The sequence below is a fragment of the Gordonia sp. PP30 genome (assembly GCF_023100845.1).
Taxonomy (GTDB): Bacteria; Actinomycetota; Actinomycetes; order Mycobacteriales; family Mycobacteriaceae; genus Gordonia.
On the sequence record NZ_CP095864.1, the window covers coordinates 3,235,264 to 3,249,840 of the forward strand.

Here is a 14,577-nt window from a genome sequence, read left to right on the forward strand (position 1 = left end):
ACCGACACGACCGAGCGACCAGTCGGCGACGAGGTCGGGGAGGTCGCACTCTCGGCCGGCGCAGCGGTGAACGGCACGCACCGCGAGTTCACGGCGGGCCACGCGAACGCGGTAAGGGGTGTGGGCATCGGTACGGGACACGGCGGTCTCCTCAGACGGGCAGCCCCACCGAGTCCGCAGATCGCCGCGGGGTGGGGCTACGGCATGAGCGGGAGACCGCCGACCGAGGAGAACGCGCGCATGGGGACAGATCCGTACAGCGGGAACAACGCACGACGCGACACAGCTCGGCCGCTCGAGGTCAGGCCGGAACCGGTCACCGCTGCACGGCCGAGTGCTCAAGTGTCACGGATTCCAGGCGATCCGCCAATCCCATCCGCAGGTGCTCACTGTGATAGACCGCTTCGTCGAGGAGCTGGGCGACGTGGTTGTCGTAGAGGCTGTAGACGATGCTGCGGCCCTCCCGGACCCCAGTGACCAGTCCCAGGTTCCGCAGCAGGCGTAGCTGGTGCGAGACCGCGGACGGTTCCATCTGCACCGCCGCTGCGAGATCCCCGACCGCCATCGCCTGACCCCGCAGCTGGGAGAGGATCCGCAAGCGGCTCGGCGTCGCGAGCGCCTGCAGCGTCGTGGCGACCCGCTCCGCAGTCGCGGCATCAAGAGCCCCCGAGCCGTTCCCGTCGCCGTCAGCCATCCGATGTCCCATGACCAGGCATCATACCCTGAGCATCATATCTGAAGAGGTGTTCATATATGCTGGTGTGTGTTCTGGCGTACGCGCCTCCCAACGCCCCTGCGAGAGCGAGCACCACCGATCATGCACACGACGACCACGACGACGGCCGCCACCAGCGCCGACGTGACCGCACGCATTGGCGGAGCCAGTCGCACCCGGCCCTGGGACCTCGCGGAGGTCCGTTGGGCATCGGCAGCACTCGCACTGTTCCTGCTCGGGCTCGCCGCGCAGCTCGCCGGCGCGCCGTCATGGTCGTGGTGGACGCTGTATCTGGCGTGTTACGCCGCCGGCGGGTGGGAGCCGGCGCTGGCGGGTCTGCAGGCGTTGCGGGAGAAGACCCTCGACGTCGACCTGCTGATGGTGGTCGCGGCGATCGGCGCGGCCGCGATCGGACAGATCACCGACGGTGCCCTGCTGATCGTCATCTTCGCGACCTCCGGTGCTCTCGAGGCCTGGGCGACCGCCCGCACCGAGGACTCGGTCCGCGGCCTGCTCGACCTGGCGCCCGACCGAGCGACGGTACTGGCTACCGACGGCACCGAGACGACGATCGCCGCTGCGGACGTGCAGGTGGGTGACGTCATCCGGGTCCGGCCGGGTGAGCGGATCGCCGCCGACGGCACCGTCGTCGATGGGGCCAGCGAGGTCGACCAGGCGACCATCACCGGCGAGCCGCTGCCGGTGGACAAGCGCGTCGGCGACGAGGTCTTCGCCGGCACCGTCAACGGCACCGGCGCACTGACGGTGCGGGCGGACCGCCCGGCCACCGATTCGGTCGTCGCCCGGATCGCAGTGATGGTGGCCCAGGCCTCGCGGACCAAGGCCCGCGCGCAGTTGTTCATCGAGAAGGTCGAGCAGCGGTACTCGATCGGCATGGTCGCAGCCACCCTGGCCGTGTTCGCCGTCCCGCTGGCCTTCGGCGCGGATCTGCAGTCCTCGCTGCTGCGCGCGATGACCTTCATGATCGTCGCGTCCCCGTGCGCGGTCGTGCTGGCCACGATGCCGCCGCTGCTCGCCGCGATCGCCAACGCTGGCCGCCGCGGCGTGCTCGTCAAATCCGCTGTGGTCATGGAGAACCTGTCGACCATCGACACCGTCGCCCTCGACAAGACCGGCACCGTCACCTCCGGTAGGTCCACCCTCGCGGCCGTCGTGACGACCGCGGACAGCGCCGATGGCGACACCGCTCTCGCCCTCGCAGCAGCGGTGGAGACCTTGAGCGAGCACCCCCTGGCTGCGGCGATCGTCGCTGCGGCCGCCGACCGCGGCCTCGACGTGCCCGCGGCGACGGACTTCGCCGCCCATCCCGGCCGGGGCGTCACCGGCACCGTCGACGGACACCGCATCGCCGTGCTGTCTCCGCACACCGCGGACACCCCGGCGACCCGCGAGGTGGCCGAACTGGTCGGCGGGTTCGAGGCCCGCGGGGACACCGCCGTGATCGTCACCCGCGACGGCTCCCCCGTCGCTGTGCTCGCCCTGACCGACACCTGCCGCCACGACGCCGCGGCCGCCGTCGGCGCTCTCACCGCCGCAGGTATCGGCACCGCGATGCTCACCGGCGACAACCCCCGCGCCGCCGCCCGCGTGGCCGGCGATCTCGGCATCGACGATGTCCGCGCCGGGCTCCTGCCCGACGGCAAGACCGCCGCTATCAACGACTTCCGCGATGCAGAACGCACCGTCGCGATGGTCGGTGACGGCGTCAACGACGCACCCGCCCTCGCCGCCGCCGACGTCGGCATCGCCCTCGGCGGCGCCGGCTCCGACCTCGCCCTGCAGGCCGCCGATGTCGTCATCGTCGGTGACGACCTCACCGCGGTCCCCTCTGTCATCGAGTTCGCGCAGCGCGCGCACCGCGTCGTCGTCGCCAACCTCGCCATCGCCGCGGCCTTCATCGCGGTACTCGTCGTCTGGGATCTGGTGGGCACGCTGCCACTGCCCCTCGGCGTCGCCGGCCACGAAGGATCCACCATCATCGTCGGCCTCAACGGACTGCGGCTCCTCCGCGGAACGTGGCCCACCGTGCGCTAGTGTCGCGTGTCGTTAATTAGTTTCCTGTTCCGGGGTTGAGAGAATGGGTTATGGCGAATTCTCCGGCCCCGGCACTGGAATTGCGTGAGGGCGATGATGTTGAGCTTGATCGGTTGCTGCGATCGACCTCGACGCCGGCTGGCGTGGTGAGGCGGGCGCGGATCGTGGCGCTGGCCGCTGAGGGGTGGGCGAACTCGCATATCAGCGACGTCGTCGGGGTGTCGATCCCGACGGTCCGCAAGTGGCGGTACCGGTACCTGCACGACGGGATGGCCGGCTTGCTCGATGCTGATCGGCCCGGCCGGCCCCGGCATATCGATCACGCCGACATCGTGTCGGCCACGTTGATGCCGCCTCCGAAGAAGTACGGGGTCACGCACTGGTCCTCACGGTTGCTCGCCGCCCATCTCGGGGTCGGGAACGCCACGATCGCACGCGCGTGGCGCGAGTACGGTGTGCAGCCGTGGCGGTCGGGAACCTTCAAGTTCTCCACCGACCCGGAGCTGGCCGGGAAGGTCACCGACGTCGTCGGCCTGTATCTGGAACCGCCGGAGAACGCGATCGTGCTGTGCGTCGACGAGAAGTCGCAGATCCAGGCCCTGGACCGCACCGCGCCGATGCTCCCGATACGGCCCGGGCAGATCGAACGCCGCACTCATGACTACAAGCGGCACGGCACGACCACGTTGTTCGCCGCCCTGGACATCGCGACCGGCCAAGTGACCGGCGCAGTCAAGCCACGGCATCGTCACCAGGAGTTCCTGTCGTTCCTGCGACAGATCGACCGCACCTACCCCGGCCAGGAACTGCACCTGGTGATGGACAACTACGCCACCCACAAGAAGGCCGAAGTCCGCGACTGGCTCGTCCAGCACCCGAACATGCACGTGCACTTCACCCCGACCTCCGGATCCTGGCTCAACCTCGTCGAGGTCTGGTTCGGCATCATCGACCGGCAAGCGATCCGCCATGGCGTATTCACCTCAGTCAAAGACCTCAACGCGAAGATCCGGGCATTCATCAGCGGCTGGAACGACCGCAAACACCCCTTCGTCTGGACCAAGACCGCCGACGACATCCTGAAGAAAGCCCAACCGAAAACTAACTAAAGACACGCGGCACTAGGAGCGCTGTCCAGCGGCCGGTGCGCGGCGATCATGCATCGCATCGGCGCGTCGACCAACTTTTCGGTTCTCCGTTTTAGAGAATCGGCAGATGCTCAACGAGGTGAAGGTCCCGTTCTCCCTGGCCGACCTACCCGACGGCGAGGAGATCGCCCTTCACGACGTGGAGGGCTTCATCCCCTTCCTGACGGAGCGGTGGCCGGCGAACGGGCGCCCGCACCACATCGAGCTCTTCGAACCCAGCGGGCGGAAACCACCGCCAGGCGTGGACGGCTGGCTCGTGTTCCGCGTGAGCGCACCGGAACCTGTGCACGATCCCGACGCTCCGACGGTGAACTGGGACCGGGTGCTTCAGGAGCGACTGCGGGACGGCGACGAGTAGCCGCCCGCCGCGTCACCGCCGTTCCACCGACGAGCAAGTCGGCGGAGTTCGGCACGGCGTGCAGCGCGACCGCGATCGCGGTCGCCGACCGCGGTGGTTTCCCCTGGTAGAGAGGTTTCGCGGTCGCGCGGTCGCCGCGGTCGCTCTCCGCGGGAATGAGCGTCTCCGCCCATGTACAAGTAATTAGAAGTCAGAAGAAAACTGGTGCTTCGTATCTAGGGGACTTGTCGTTGATTCGGTGCGCGCACGCCGAGAAAGATACACAGGGTGTCAGGGGCGACCGCGGCGACCGCGCGACCGCGATCGCCACAAAAACATGCTCCTGCCTGCACATATAGCCGCGGTCGTTAGAGATGCGAACGACCGCGATCGCGGTCGCTGTCGCGGTTCCGCGGTCACCGATGACAGGAACACCCTCGACGCGGTGAGCGACGAGGGTGTTCCAGTTGAAACGTCAGTTGACGGAGTAGACGCCCGCCGGGGTACAGGTGAGGGCCTGGCCCTCCACCATCGCGGCCAAGTACCGCTTCGCGTGCGGCTGCTGCTTCTTGCTGCACCGCCGCGTGATCGCCGCTGCGGTGGGCGTCTGATGCTTGGCCCGGAGCTGGGCGATCACCGCGATGATGCGCGCCTGCAGGTCTCGGGAGAAGGCCTGCTCGGCTTCGGCTTCGCCTCGCTTCGCCGCGGCGCGGGTGACGCCCTGCTCCACACCGCGGGTCTCGGCGGCGACCTTGCCCGCACGCACCGCCCTCTCCCGGGTACGGCGCATGCACATCTCTCGGAGCCGCATCGCGACACCAGCGACTTCCCAGTGCAGATCGGCCGGCTGCTCCAGCCCGTCCATGATCGCGAGGAGCGCCATCACCTTGAGGCGCATGAACGTGCTGTGCCCGAGGAGCTTGACGATCTCGTCTTCCTCCTCGTCGTCGCTCTCGCCGTACGGGTCGTCGTCGACTTGGAGAGCCTCGAGCTCCTCTTCGATGTAGCGCCGGGCGGCGGGAGGCCAGTCGATCCACCGCGGGTCGGGGGGGTCACCGATCTGCCCGAGCGTCGCGATCTCGGGAATCCCGACGGGAAGAACCTCCTCCACGGGTTCCGGTGCCGGCTGGTACGCGAGCGGGAGCGGAACTGGGATCTCCTTGCCGTTCGGCTTGCACCGGGTCACCGGGGCCCAGAAGATCCGCTGCGGCGTGCCCTTGCCGCCCTCACCCCAGATTGCCATGGTGGCCTCGGGCTGGCAGCCGAGGAGCGCTCCGAGTCGGTAGGTGTGGGGCGCGAGGTTCGTGCGCAGCTCCACGTTGCCTGTGGTGGTGCCGACGCGTGCGCCCATCCACATGCTGCGCCACATCGCCGCGAACTTCGTGCCCTGCCGGACCATCTCGGCGAACACGCCATCGACCTCATCGGCCTCCATCAGCACCTGGTGGGCGAGCCGCTCGAACTCGTACGTGTAGAACGCCTCCTCGCCTCGGCCGTGCTTCTCCCGGCGGATGAACCCGAAGCTCTTGACGATGCCCTCGCCCGTACCCTCCGGGATGGTGTAGCTCGGCGGCAGCGGCACCAAGTAGGAACCGGCGTCCATCGTCACGGTCTTGCCGGCGTTGGGCTTGCCGACCAGCCCGGTGTAGAAGTTGAGCGACCCGCCCTGGGACGCCGTGCCCCTCAGTCCGGCGGGGGTCAGCAGCCGCACGTGCGGTCCGACCGCGACCGCCGTCCGGGTGAGGGTGACCGCGAGAACACCCTGCCTCCCCGCGCCGAGCGCGTCGGCCGTGTCGGCAACGTGCCGCAACCCGGGCGTCATGGTGAACAGCTTGTCCTCGAGCGCCTGGCACTCGAGGCGCCAGTTGGACTTTGCGCTCGTGGTCGCGGGCAGCGCCGCCACCTCCGCGCGCAACCGGGTCATCACGGCGTCGGGATCGTTGACATCCAGCTCGTCGAACAGTTGGTCGTAGTCCTCGACCGTCATCCGCCTACGAAGCGTCTCGAACAGTTCGTCGGCCTCGGACTCGACGGCCTCGGACTCGGCCTGATCGCGGTCGAACTCCGCGCGCACGGCCGGGTCAGTGAGGTATGCCTCGCGGTTGGCAGCTCGGGTGGCCACTTCTTCCGGGGTGCGGGCGCGGGTGAACGACGCGCTGAACTCGCGATCCTCGGCTTCCAGTTCGATCAGGTCGCGCAGCGTGTCCGCGTTCTCCGGGATCGCGCGCATGCCACGCAAGGCGCAGGCCAGCTCGACGGCGTCGATGAGACGGTTCGGGGTGAAGTCGTACTCGTCGCAGAAGTCGTCGGCGAAGGGCTGCGCATTGCCGTCGGCGCCGTGGACGCACCCCTTCACGTGGAGCACCATCTGGCCGTTCTGCGGGCAGGCGCAGGTCCCACCCTCGACCGGTGCAAACTCTCCGGTGATGTGTTCGGGCATGAACGGGGCCCACTCGGTGAGCGTGGCCGGGGGGCGGCGGGCTCCACGGTTCGCCGAACGGAGTGATCAGCGCCGCGATCTCCGCGTCGGCCTCGTCGGCGAGCTTGCGGAAGTCATCGAGCTCCTCGGCGCTGTGGGTCCCGGCGGCCACCGCGCCGAGATAGTGAACGCGGGCTGCGGTGACCGGTGTCGGCGTGTCGTGCGTCGGGCTTGTGAGATCGGCAAGGTATGCCATGATGAGAACGTCCTTCCGTTCAGTGATGCGGGCGGGGGGTACTACTTGAGAGCGATCGGGCCGGCCACGAACCGGCCCTTTCGCGTGTCTGGGGCGACTAACGTCCCTCCTGTCGCGCCTTCCACGTCAGGAGCAGCCGACGCCACCAGCTGATCCGCGGGTGCTGCGCCGGGCCCATCACGGGTGCGCTCCCGAAACGATCCGCGACCACTCCTTGTCGAGCCACTCGTCGATCTCCGACGCCCGGCTCCTCTCCTCGTCGGCGACCTTGCCGATAGTGAAGCTGACGGCGTGATCAGGATTCGCAACGCGTGCGGCGGCGCGGCATGCCACGATCGCGGCTCCGGTTCTGTCCTCAGGATGGGCTGCGCGGTACATGGCCTCGGCGGTGCCCCGGATCGACTCGGTGCTCATGCCGCGTCTCCCGTCGCCACGCGCGGCAGCGATCGCAACCACGTCTCCAGGTCCTCCGGGTACACGATGATCGCCGCGCCACTTCGGTACGCGACGAGCTCGCCCTCTGCGATCCTGCGACGGATCGTGCGGAGGCTGAACCCCGTCGCATCCGCGACTTCGCTCGGCCGGTAGCCGACCTTCCTCAACAGACTGCTCTGCGTCATCCCGGTCCCTTCTCCGGTTCGGTGCGCCGGTGCAACCGACGCTGTCCCGCAGAGGGTGCCAGGGCGGACCCTTGAGCGGCGAGCGATCCTCCAGCCCCTGGTCAGGAGCGTGTCGCATCAGAGACTTTTTTCTGACGGGGCATCGCGTGCCCGCGGTTGCCATGGATTGCCTACGAACGCCAAACCGACTGTGCCGCAACGGGTTCCAACGTTGTGCACGGTGCAAACCTTCGCCCACCATGGTTGCCATGACCCACCGCCGCCACCGCAGCCCTCGACAAACGAGTGTCACGTCCCCGCGCCGCGTCAGCTTCCTGACCAGCGCATTCACTGCAGCAGCCCTTGTGCTCGCCACGCCCAACACGGCCTACGCCGACCCGACGGTGGATGTCTGCGCTCCGGACAGCCCGTACTACAACAGGGCGTGGTGCGACCCCGCACCGACTTCCACCGGCGGCTCCGGTGGCATCAGCGGCATCGACTCGCCGGACTGGATGAAGGGCCTCCCCGACATCGGCTTCTCGTTCTTCCTGGGGCTCGCCCTCGCGGTGATCGGCGGCATCGTCTGGGCGTACACCGCGGTGAAGACGCCTGAGGGTCGAGCCGCCCACGGTCCTGCCGCGGGTGCCGCTCGTGCCGAAGCCGGGAGCGAACGGGCGGTCGCCGCGTTCATGGTCGGCGCCGGCATCATCGCCATGGGCTGGGGCGCGTTCGGGATCGGTGGCGCACTGCTCTCCGCGGTGATCGGCGTCCCCATCATGCTCATCGGCATCAAGCGCAGCGAGCACGCGGACATGGCGAAGTCGGGGTACACCGCAGCGGATCAGGCCTGGCAGCACCAGGCGGAGATGGCCCGGCTGAACGCCGCGATGCAGCGCCCCGACCCGCGTGAGTACGACCCGTTGAACCTGGGGGTCGCGCCACCTCCCGCTCCCGCACCGGTCATCCCGGCCGAGCCCCGCATGAGTGACGAGGATGCGATCCGCTACCACCGCATGGGTGGCCACGTGCAGCTGATCCCCGGCAGCGCAGCCGCCGCTCTGGTCTCGCGGGACGGCAGCTGGGCCGCCGCGGAGGCCGCGTGGATCGAGGCCTGCAAGGCGAGCCGTCTGGGCTCGGTCGAGCAGCGGAACAGCCGCGTACCCGGTGTGAACGGAACCACCGAGGTGTTCGTCCCCGGTGCCGATCTTGCGCGGGTCGAGGTCCTCGAGACCGGCGACGCGGCAGTCGTGGTCCGCCCCCGTTCCCTCGCCGTCGGTGTTACTGAACTGGCCGCGGTGACTCCACTCCTTCTCCGCACTGCTCGGGTGCGTCACGCGGGTGGATGGGTGCGGGCCCACGCCACGGATGAGTACGTGATCACCCTGAGCAACCGCGACCTCACCACCGCGCAGGAGCAGACCAATGCACCCGCGCCCACCGGTAGCGACGACGAGGACTGGTGATCATGAGCACCGATGAGTTCGGCTTCCTCTTCGAGGACATCGACGTGCCCGCGCCCGACACCGTCGACGCTTCCGAACAGGACGACGCCGAGATCGAGGCCGAGCGGGAGCGCGCCGCGCAGAAGGACGCTGCCGAGGCACAGGAGCGCGCGCTGCAGGTCGAGGCCGAGCGGTACATCGACCTGCTGCCCGAGATCCAGTCGGCGCGTCCGCTGCCCGCGCAGACGACGCAGGGCCCGGAGACGCCGCGCCTCAGCGGTGCCGACTGGGTCGCCGATCGTCTCCGCCGGGTGATCGAGCCCATCGCTCCCGCCGGCACCCAGCTCGCCGTCGGCGTAGTGGGCGAGACCGTCGCGGCGACCGTGCAGCCGCCGGCCGGTGTGAAGGGGCGGCCGATCGCGCACGCGATGCTCGCGGCGATCGAGCAACAGGGAAACCTCGGCGGTTTCTCCGCCGTCCGGGCCGGCGGGAATGTCTTCACCTTGCGGCGCGACGGGGTCGGCGCGACCGTCGATGCATGGGCCTCGCACGGCCGGAAGGCAGGTACGTTCCACGACGATCCCGAGTCGCGTGCGGCCGTCTGGGACGCAGCCGGGCTCAGCGTTCCGGGCTCGGTCAAGGGCAAGAAGAGGCGACCGAAGTGCACGGAGTTCTCGGAAGACCCGCGTGGGGGCAACGTCGTGCTGGAGCTCCCCGGAGGGCTCACGATCGAGCACGTGAAGCGGGCTCGGGCAGCGCTGCGCCAGTCGCTCAACGCACCTGACCTCGAGGTGACGGAGCGCGGCGTACGGCCGGTCCTGCACCTGAATACCAAAAGAGTCGACGCTGACTTCCCACCGGTGAATCCAATGTCGCCCACGCTGTTCGTCCGACCTCGCACCACCGCTGAGCGACACGTCGCTGCGAAGGATTTCGTGCTCCCGCTCGGCGTGCGCGGCGACGGCAGCACGATCCTCGTACCGCAGGCAGCAACCCCGCATATGGCGATCTTCGGCGGCACCGGGTCAGGCAAGACAACGCTGGTCACCGCGCTCGTCGACGCCGCCTGCCTCCAAGGGGCGTCAGTGTTGTTGGCCGACGGCCGCGCAGGCAAGGACCTGCGGCAAATCGCCCTCAGCGGGCGCAACGGGATCATCGGATACTGCGCCGGCAGCCAGGCCTCACTGCACCGCGCAGTGCAGTACGCGCACGACGAGTATCGGGTCAGGCAGGTGCTGCAGGAGCAGTTGCAGCGGGAGGGCATTGAGTATCAGCCGACCCCGTTGGTGCTCGTCTTCGACGAATGGGGCAGCTGGCTCCACACGCTCAACGGCGGCACCAAGGAGCAGAAGGCCGCCGCCGAGGTCACCCGCACACGAATGGAACAGCTCGCTGCGGAGGCCCGTGAGCTGAAGGTCTTCGTGGTCCTGGTCGGGCAGCACGCGTACATCTCTGCGCTACCAGGCGAGCTCCGCGGAAACCTCCGCACGCAGGTCGTGGTCGGCCGCCCGGACGACAAGCATCTCGCCGCGCTGTTCGCCGACCAGCGTGCAGCTGCGACGCAGGTGCGTGACGGGATCAACCCGCAGATCAAGGGCCGCAGCCTCGTCGCCGACGTGAACGAGGAGGGCGACATGACGATCTCGATGTTCCAGGCGTTCTTCAATCCGCCCGGCCCCGCAGCGGAGGCGATGGAGCGTGCAGTGGCTGCTGCTCCACGTCCTCGCCGGATCAGCTGGCGGTTCCCCCGCGGCGACGAGCTCGGCGGCGACGGGAGCTGGCAGGACTGGACTCCCGCAACGGATCCGAGCAGCGACACGCTGCCAGTGCAGATCCTCGACCTGCCCGACGGCACGCCCGACCCCGCCGCGGCCATCTACGACCCCACCTCCCGGAGCTATCGCCCCGGCCGCAAGCCCCTGTCACTGGTCCATGCGACCACGAACTGACCCCGAACGGAGACCACACCATGACCTCGTACCCGACCCTCCCTGCGCACCTGAAGAAGAGCCCCACCCCGAGCAAGGTCCAGGCCTCGACCGAGCTCAGCCGTGCCGCCGCCCGCGAGGCGGTGAAGCGGATCGGCCGTGCCGCCGCCCGCGAGGCGGTGAAGCGGATCGGCCGTGCCGCCGCCGCACTCAAGGCGCTGTCCGAGACCGAGTACCCGAGTCCTGCACAGATGATCGCGGCGGTCGCCAGCTGGACCGCCGCCGAGCGCGAGATCCATGCCGCAGTCGTCGACGTGACGGCGGCCGCTGTGCTCGGCGGAGCGGCGGTCACCACCACCGCCCGCGGCTCGCACGGAGTGCGCCCGCAGACGCTGAGCAACTGGCTCTCCGGCACCGCGGCGCGGTACCGCGGCGTCGACTTGGAGAAGTCTGATGGCGAATGGAAGCCGGTGCACCTCGCTGACCTGCACGAACTCGACCAGGAGGCACAGAATCCCACGGATTCCGCCGTCCGGTACACGGGGAACGTCGGTCAGGGCACGTCGGCAGATGCGGCCGGTGCACAGGGACAGTCGATCGGTGCTCACGGAGTGTCGCCCGGTGACAGCGTCGACCCCGAGGTCCTGGCCACCGCCGTGGCCGAGGCAATCGGTGGTGAGCCCCGATGACCAGGTTCCTGACCACAGACCCGACCGCCGCGGCCGCCGCCACCGACGCGCTGCGCGGCGCGGCGCGGCCAAGGCACTATCCGCTGTCGTCACTGTGACCGCCCAGGGACTGAACCCGCACCCTGACGATCCCTTCGACGCGGAACGCGCACTCGCAGCCGCAGAGCGGTGGGTCCGGGGCGAGGCACGTCGCCGTCGCCGTCTGGGCCGGCTGCTCCTCCTGCTCGCGGAGACCGGCGTCTCCGAGCGCGCCCTGGCCGATCGCATCGGGCTCGGTCGCCACGCGGTGGGTCAGCTGATCGCGGACGCACGTGTCGAGCGAGAGGCCGCGGCGTGACTAACCCTGCGCTACAAGCGCCGATCAACGCGACCGGTCCGGACGCCTCCTCGGAGGGGGTGGGTACCTGTTTCCACACCCGCGACCTGCACGTATACCCCGGCTTCGAGGGTCCGGACGAGTCGAAACCCAACCCGAGTTCCGCTACAACCCGCGCTACAAGGACCGCCACAACACCCGCTACATCGCCCGTGGCCGTCGATCAGCCGGAGTGGTCGGCAGGAGCCGCCACTGTGGCCGTCGATCAGCCGAAGTGGCCGGTGCCACCGTTTCCGCAGGTGAGAGCGCATATCGAGGAGAAGAGCATGACGTTCGCCGACAAGGCGCTGGACCCCCTGCGTGAGGTCCGCGCCATCCTCTGGACCTTGCTGGTCTCCGCGACGGTGGCCAGCGTCGCCGCCAACATCGCGCACGCCCTGGTCACCCATGGACTCACCCCCGCGGCGGTCGGCCCGGTGCTGTTCGCGATGCTGGCACCCGTCGCTCTGCTCGGCCTCTTCCACCTCATGGCCGCATGGACCCGAGCAGCTGCGGACCGGAGCACGGTGTTCTGGTTCTTCCTTGGGGCGATCGTGCTGCTGGCCGGCGCGGCGTTCCGCCTCAGCTTCGCGGCGATCAGGGACCTCGCGATCGGCTACGGGTACGGATGGGCGGACGCCGCACTGTTCCCGCTGATCCTCGACGGGTTGATCGCGGTCTGCACCGTGGGGCTTGTGGCCGCGACGCAGCCGCGACGCAAGGCGAAGGCCATCCGTGCCTCGCTCCCGCAGCGGGTGCTCGCATGGTGGCGCGGCCCCTCCACAACCGCGGAGCAGCCGGTGCACCGACTCACGCAGAGCGCTCAGGCGCAGGCGGTGCACCAGTCCACGAAGGCTGCACCGGAGCCCGTGGAGCAGCTGGTGCCCCAGGCAGCAGAGACTGCCCGGGAGCCCGTGGTCCAGGCTGATGCACCGACCGTGACCAGCGATGACGAGGTGGTGCACCGGCCTGGTGCACCAGTGCTCCAGGAGTCTGAGACCCAGCCGGTGCACACCACGGAGCGGCCCCGTCTCGCCGCGGTGCACGCCGATGCACCGGCACAGAGCGAAGCGGTGCAGACCCCGGTGGTGCAGCAGGTGCGCCAGCGCACCACTCAGGAGGCGGAGCAGGCGCCGGTGGTGCAGGCGGTGCACCGTGCTCAGGCCAAGAAGGTGGTGCAGGCCGGTGCATCCGAGCTGCCCGCGTCGCGCATCGCCGAGGTCTACGCGCGTCTCGACGCCGGGTGGTCGCAGAACGAGATCGCTTCGGCGAGGGTCGCCGCGAAGCGCACCATTGCCAAGCTCGTCGCCGCGCGTGAAGCGCTGGACACCACCGCCGAGGAGCCCGAGCCCGCCTTCGCCTAACCCCAGACCCTCCGCTCACCACCCCACCGACATCGGGTGCAGCACCCTTCCCTCCTTCGAAAGGAACCGTGATGAACACGAAGAAGTTCCTCGTCCCCATCGCCCTCGCTGCGGCCGCCCTCACCCTGACCACCGCGTGCGGCACCAACACCGCCGAGCCCACCGCGGCGCCGAGCAGCTCGGCCTCGCCGTACGACGAGCTAGAGGTGAAGAAGGCCGAGATGAAGAGCGGGATCTGGATATGCACGGTGTCCTCGCTCTCCCCGCGAACGTGGACCGCGTCGCAGCCGAGGACGCGGCACGCCAGGCGCTGCCGTTCGCCTTCGCCTGGCAGGAGGGCTGCATGTGGCTGCGCACGTGGGACGCCGCGCTGTGGCCCCTCCACGGCGACAGCGGAGGCACGCTCCTCCGCGGCCGCGAGGACGAGACGCGGTTCCGTACCTACCCCGGCGCTCTGTCGGCGCGGACCTGCGACCCGGTGGGCAGCATCCCCACCGTCGACGACCCGTCAGTGACGTCGCCTTACCGCTGGCGCGACGGTGACCGCACCCTCGTGCGCGTGAAGGGCGTGACGTTCGAACTGCCCAACCCGATCCCCGAGCGCGGCGTGGCACTGCGCCCCGTCAGCTGACCACGAACAAGGAGAAGAACATGAAGAAGCTCATCCCGGCCGTCGCGCTCGCCGCGGCGACCGTCCTCACCGCCGCCTGCACCCCGGTTAACGAGGTCACCTCGGCACCGAGCAGCAGTGCGACGCCCACCGGTGGCGCCATCCGCGCGTACGCGAAGGCGAAGGGTGAGGAGGGAAAGCGTCAGCTGCGGTTGAACGCCGATGCCGGCATCCCGGGACCGGTCGAACGCGGTCTGGCACTCGCCGCCGCCGAAGACGGTCGCCCCTTCGCCTTCTCGTGGGGTGCGGGCTGCAGCTGGGTGCGCCTGCCTGACGGATCGCTGTGGCGCATGTACGCGACCCGCGGCGGCGCGCTGATCCACGACACCGACGCCGAGAGCAGCTTCCGCGAGGTTCCGGGCCGCAGCGATCTGTGGGCGTGCCACCCCGCGCAGGACATCCCCACGAACGACGACGCATCGGTCACGGTGCCGTACCGCTGGACCGACGGCGGCCGCACCTTGGTGCGGGTGAACGGCACCCGGTACGTGGTGCCGAGTGACATCAGCAAGAGCGGCGAGGTGCTCGACATCGACGACGTGCGCCCCGGCGGCGACACCAACGGCCCCACGACCCCGACCAACTGAGACAGGAGAA

The 14,577-nt window shown here is 69.3% G+C and carries 14 protein-coding genes; 10 read left to right on the forward strand and 4 right to left on the reverse strand.

The features are described from left to right. Positions 1-316: 316 nt before the first annotated feature. Entirely contained in the window at positions 317-706 is a 390-nt protein-coding gene (locus MYK68_RS14925; RefSeq protein ID WP_247864480.1) for an ArsR/SmtB family transcription factor, read from the reverse strand. A 111-nt stretch (positions 707-817) separates the two neighbouring features. Between MYK68_RS14925 and MYK68_RS14930 the strand changes: the two genes are divergently transcribed. The 3 genes from MYK68_RS14930 (at position 818) to MYK68_RS14940 (ending at position 4,276) form a co-directional block, all read left to right on the forward strand. After that, on the forward strand, positions 818-2,770 hold the full coding sequence (locus tag MYK68_RS14930) for a heavy metal translocating P-type ATPase (RefSeq protein WP_247864481.1): 1,953 nt from the start codon (positions 818-820) through the stop codon (positions 2,768-2,770). Positions 2,771-2,820: 50 nt separating this feature from the next. Beyond that, a complete protein-coding gene (locus MYK68_RS14935) occupies positions 2,821-3,879 on the forward strand; it encodes an IS630 family transposase (RefSeq protein WP_247864483.1) in 1,059 nt (352 codons plus the stop codon). A gap of 106 nt (positions 3,880-3,985) precedes the next feature. Further along, complete coding sequence (locus tag MYK68_RS14940; protein WP_247864485.1) at positions 3,986-4,276, forward strand: hypothetical protein; 291 nt, start codon at positions 3,986-3,988, stop codon at positions 4,274-4,276. Between the two features lie 454 nt (positions 4,277-4,730). Here the strand turns inward: MYK68_RS14940 and MYK68_RS14945 are convergent, their stop codons facing one another. From MYK68_RS14945 to MYK68_RS14955, 3 genes are all read right to left on the reverse strand, one after another. Beyond that, positions 4,731-6,623 (reverse strand): hypothetical protein, encoded by a 1,893-nt coding sequence (locus MYK68_RS14945; protein WP_247864486.1) that lies wholly within the window; start codon positions 6,621-6,623, stop codon positions 4,731-4,733. 484 nt (positions 6,624-7,107) lie between these two features. Then, the gene (locus tag MYK68_RS14950) at positions 7,108-7,344 is read right to left on the reverse strand and encodes a hypothetical protein (RefSeq protein WP_247864487.1); all 237 of its coding nucleotides are present in this window, start codon (positions 7,342-7,344) and stop codon (positions 7,108-7,110) included. Further along, the gene (locus tag MYK68_RS14955) at positions 7,341-7,550 is read right to left on the reverse strand and encodes a helix-turn-helix domain-containing protein (protein ID WP_247864489.1); all 210 of its coding nucleotides are present in this window, start codon (positions 7,548-7,550) and stop codon (positions 7,341-7,343) included. Before MYK68_RS14955 ends, MYK68_RS14950 begins: the two co-directional genes overlap by 4 nt. Before the next feature lie 248 nt (positions 7,551-7,798). Here MYK68_RS14955 and MYK68_RS14960 point away from each other — a divergent pair, with 248 nt between their 5' ends. From MYK68_RS14960 to MYK68_RS14990, 7 genes are all read left to right on the forward strand, one after another. Next, positions 7,799-8,995 (forward strand): hypothetical protein, encoded by a 1,197-nt coding sequence (locus tag MYK68_RS14960; RefSeq protein ID WP_247864491.1) that lies wholly within the window; start codon positions 7,799-7,801, stop codon positions 8,993-8,995. 44 nt (positions 8,996-9,039) lie between these two features. Continuing rightward, positions 9,040-10,923: a helicase HerA domain-containing protein gene (locus MYK68_RS14965; RefSeq protein ID WP_247864493.1), complete on the forward strand. Its 1,884-nt coding sequence runs from the start codon at positions 9,040-9,042 to the stop codon at positions 10,921-10,923. Positions 10,924-10,943: 20 nt separating this feature from the next. Next, entirely contained in the window at positions 10,944-11,591 is a 648-nt protein-coding gene (locus MYK68_RS14970; RefSeq protein WP_247864495.1) for a hypothetical protein, read from the forward strand. A gap of 94 nt (positions 11,592-11,685) precedes the next feature. After that, positions 11,686-11,928, forward strand: coding sequence for a chromosome partitioning protein (locus tag MYK68_RS14975; RefSeq protein WP_247864497.1), 243 nt, complete (start codon positions 11,686-11,688; stop codon positions 11,926-11,928). A 233-nt stretch (positions 11,929-12,161) separates the two neighbouring features. Next, positions 12,162-13,310 carry a DUF2637 domain-containing protein gene (locus MYK68_RS14980; RefSeq protein ID WP_247864498.1) on the forward strand — a complete coding sequence of 383 codons (1,149 nt, stop codon included), beginning with the start codon at positions 12,162-12,164 and terminating at the stop codon, positions 13,308-13,310. A gap of 241 nt (positions 13,311-13,551) precedes the next feature. Further along, on the forward strand, positions 13,552-13,941 hold the full coding sequence (locus MYK68_RS14985; protein ID WP_247864499.1) for a hypothetical protein: 390 nt from the start codon (positions 13,552-13,554) through the stop codon (positions 13,939-13,941). Between the two features lie 20 nt (positions 13,942-13,961). After that, entirely contained in the window at positions 13,962-14,567 is a 606-nt protein-coding gene (locus MYK68_RS14990) for a hypothetical protein (RefSeq protein ID WP_247864501.1), read from the forward strand. Positions 14,568-14,577: the final 10 nt, after the last annotated feature.

Coding starts and splice junctions, on each gene's coding strand:
- MYK68_RS14940 (WP_247864485.1), top strand. CDS start 3,986: ATGCTCAACGAGGTGAAGGTCCCGTTCTCCCTGGCCGACCTACCCGAC.
- MYK68_RS14950 (WP_247864487.1), bottom strand. CDS start 7,344: ATGAGCACCGAGTCGATCCGGGGCACCGCCGAGGCCATGTACCGCGCA.
- MYK68_RS14970 (WP_247864495.1), top strand. CDS start 10,944: ATGACCTCGTACCCGACCCTCCCTGCGCACCTGAAGAAGAGCCCCACC.
- MYK68_RS14925 (WP_247864480.1), bottom strand. CDS start 706: ATGGGACATCGGATGGCTGACGGCGACGGGAACGGCTCGGGGGCTCTT.
- MYK68_RS14930 (WP_247864481.1), top strand. CDS start 818: ATGCACACGACGACCACGACGACGGCCGCCACCAGCGCCGACGTGACC.
- MYK68_RS14935 (WP_247864483.1), top strand. CDS start 2,821: ATGGCGAATTCTCCGGCCCCGGCACTGGAATTGCGTGAGGGCGATGAT.
- MYK68_RS14990 (WP_247864501.1), top strand. CDS start 13,962: ATGAAGAAGCTCATCCCGGCCGTCGCGCTCGCCGCGGCGACCGTCCTC.
- MYK68_RS14985 (WP_247864499.1), top strand. CDS start 13,552: ATGCACGGTGTCCTCGCTCTCCCCGCGAACGTGGACCGCGTCGCAGCC.
- MYK68_RS14955 (WP_247864489.1), bottom strand. CDS start 7,550: ATGACGCAGAGCAGTCTGTTGAGGAAGGTCGGCTACCGGCCGAGCGAA.
- MYK68_RS14945 (WP_247864486.1), bottom strand. CDS start 6,623: ATGGTGCTCCACGTGAAGGGGTGCGTCCACGGCGCCGACGGCAATGCG.
- MYK68_RS14960 (WP_247864491.1), top strand. CDS start 7,799: ATGACCCACCGCCGCCACCGCAGCCCTCGACAAACGAGTGTCACGTCC.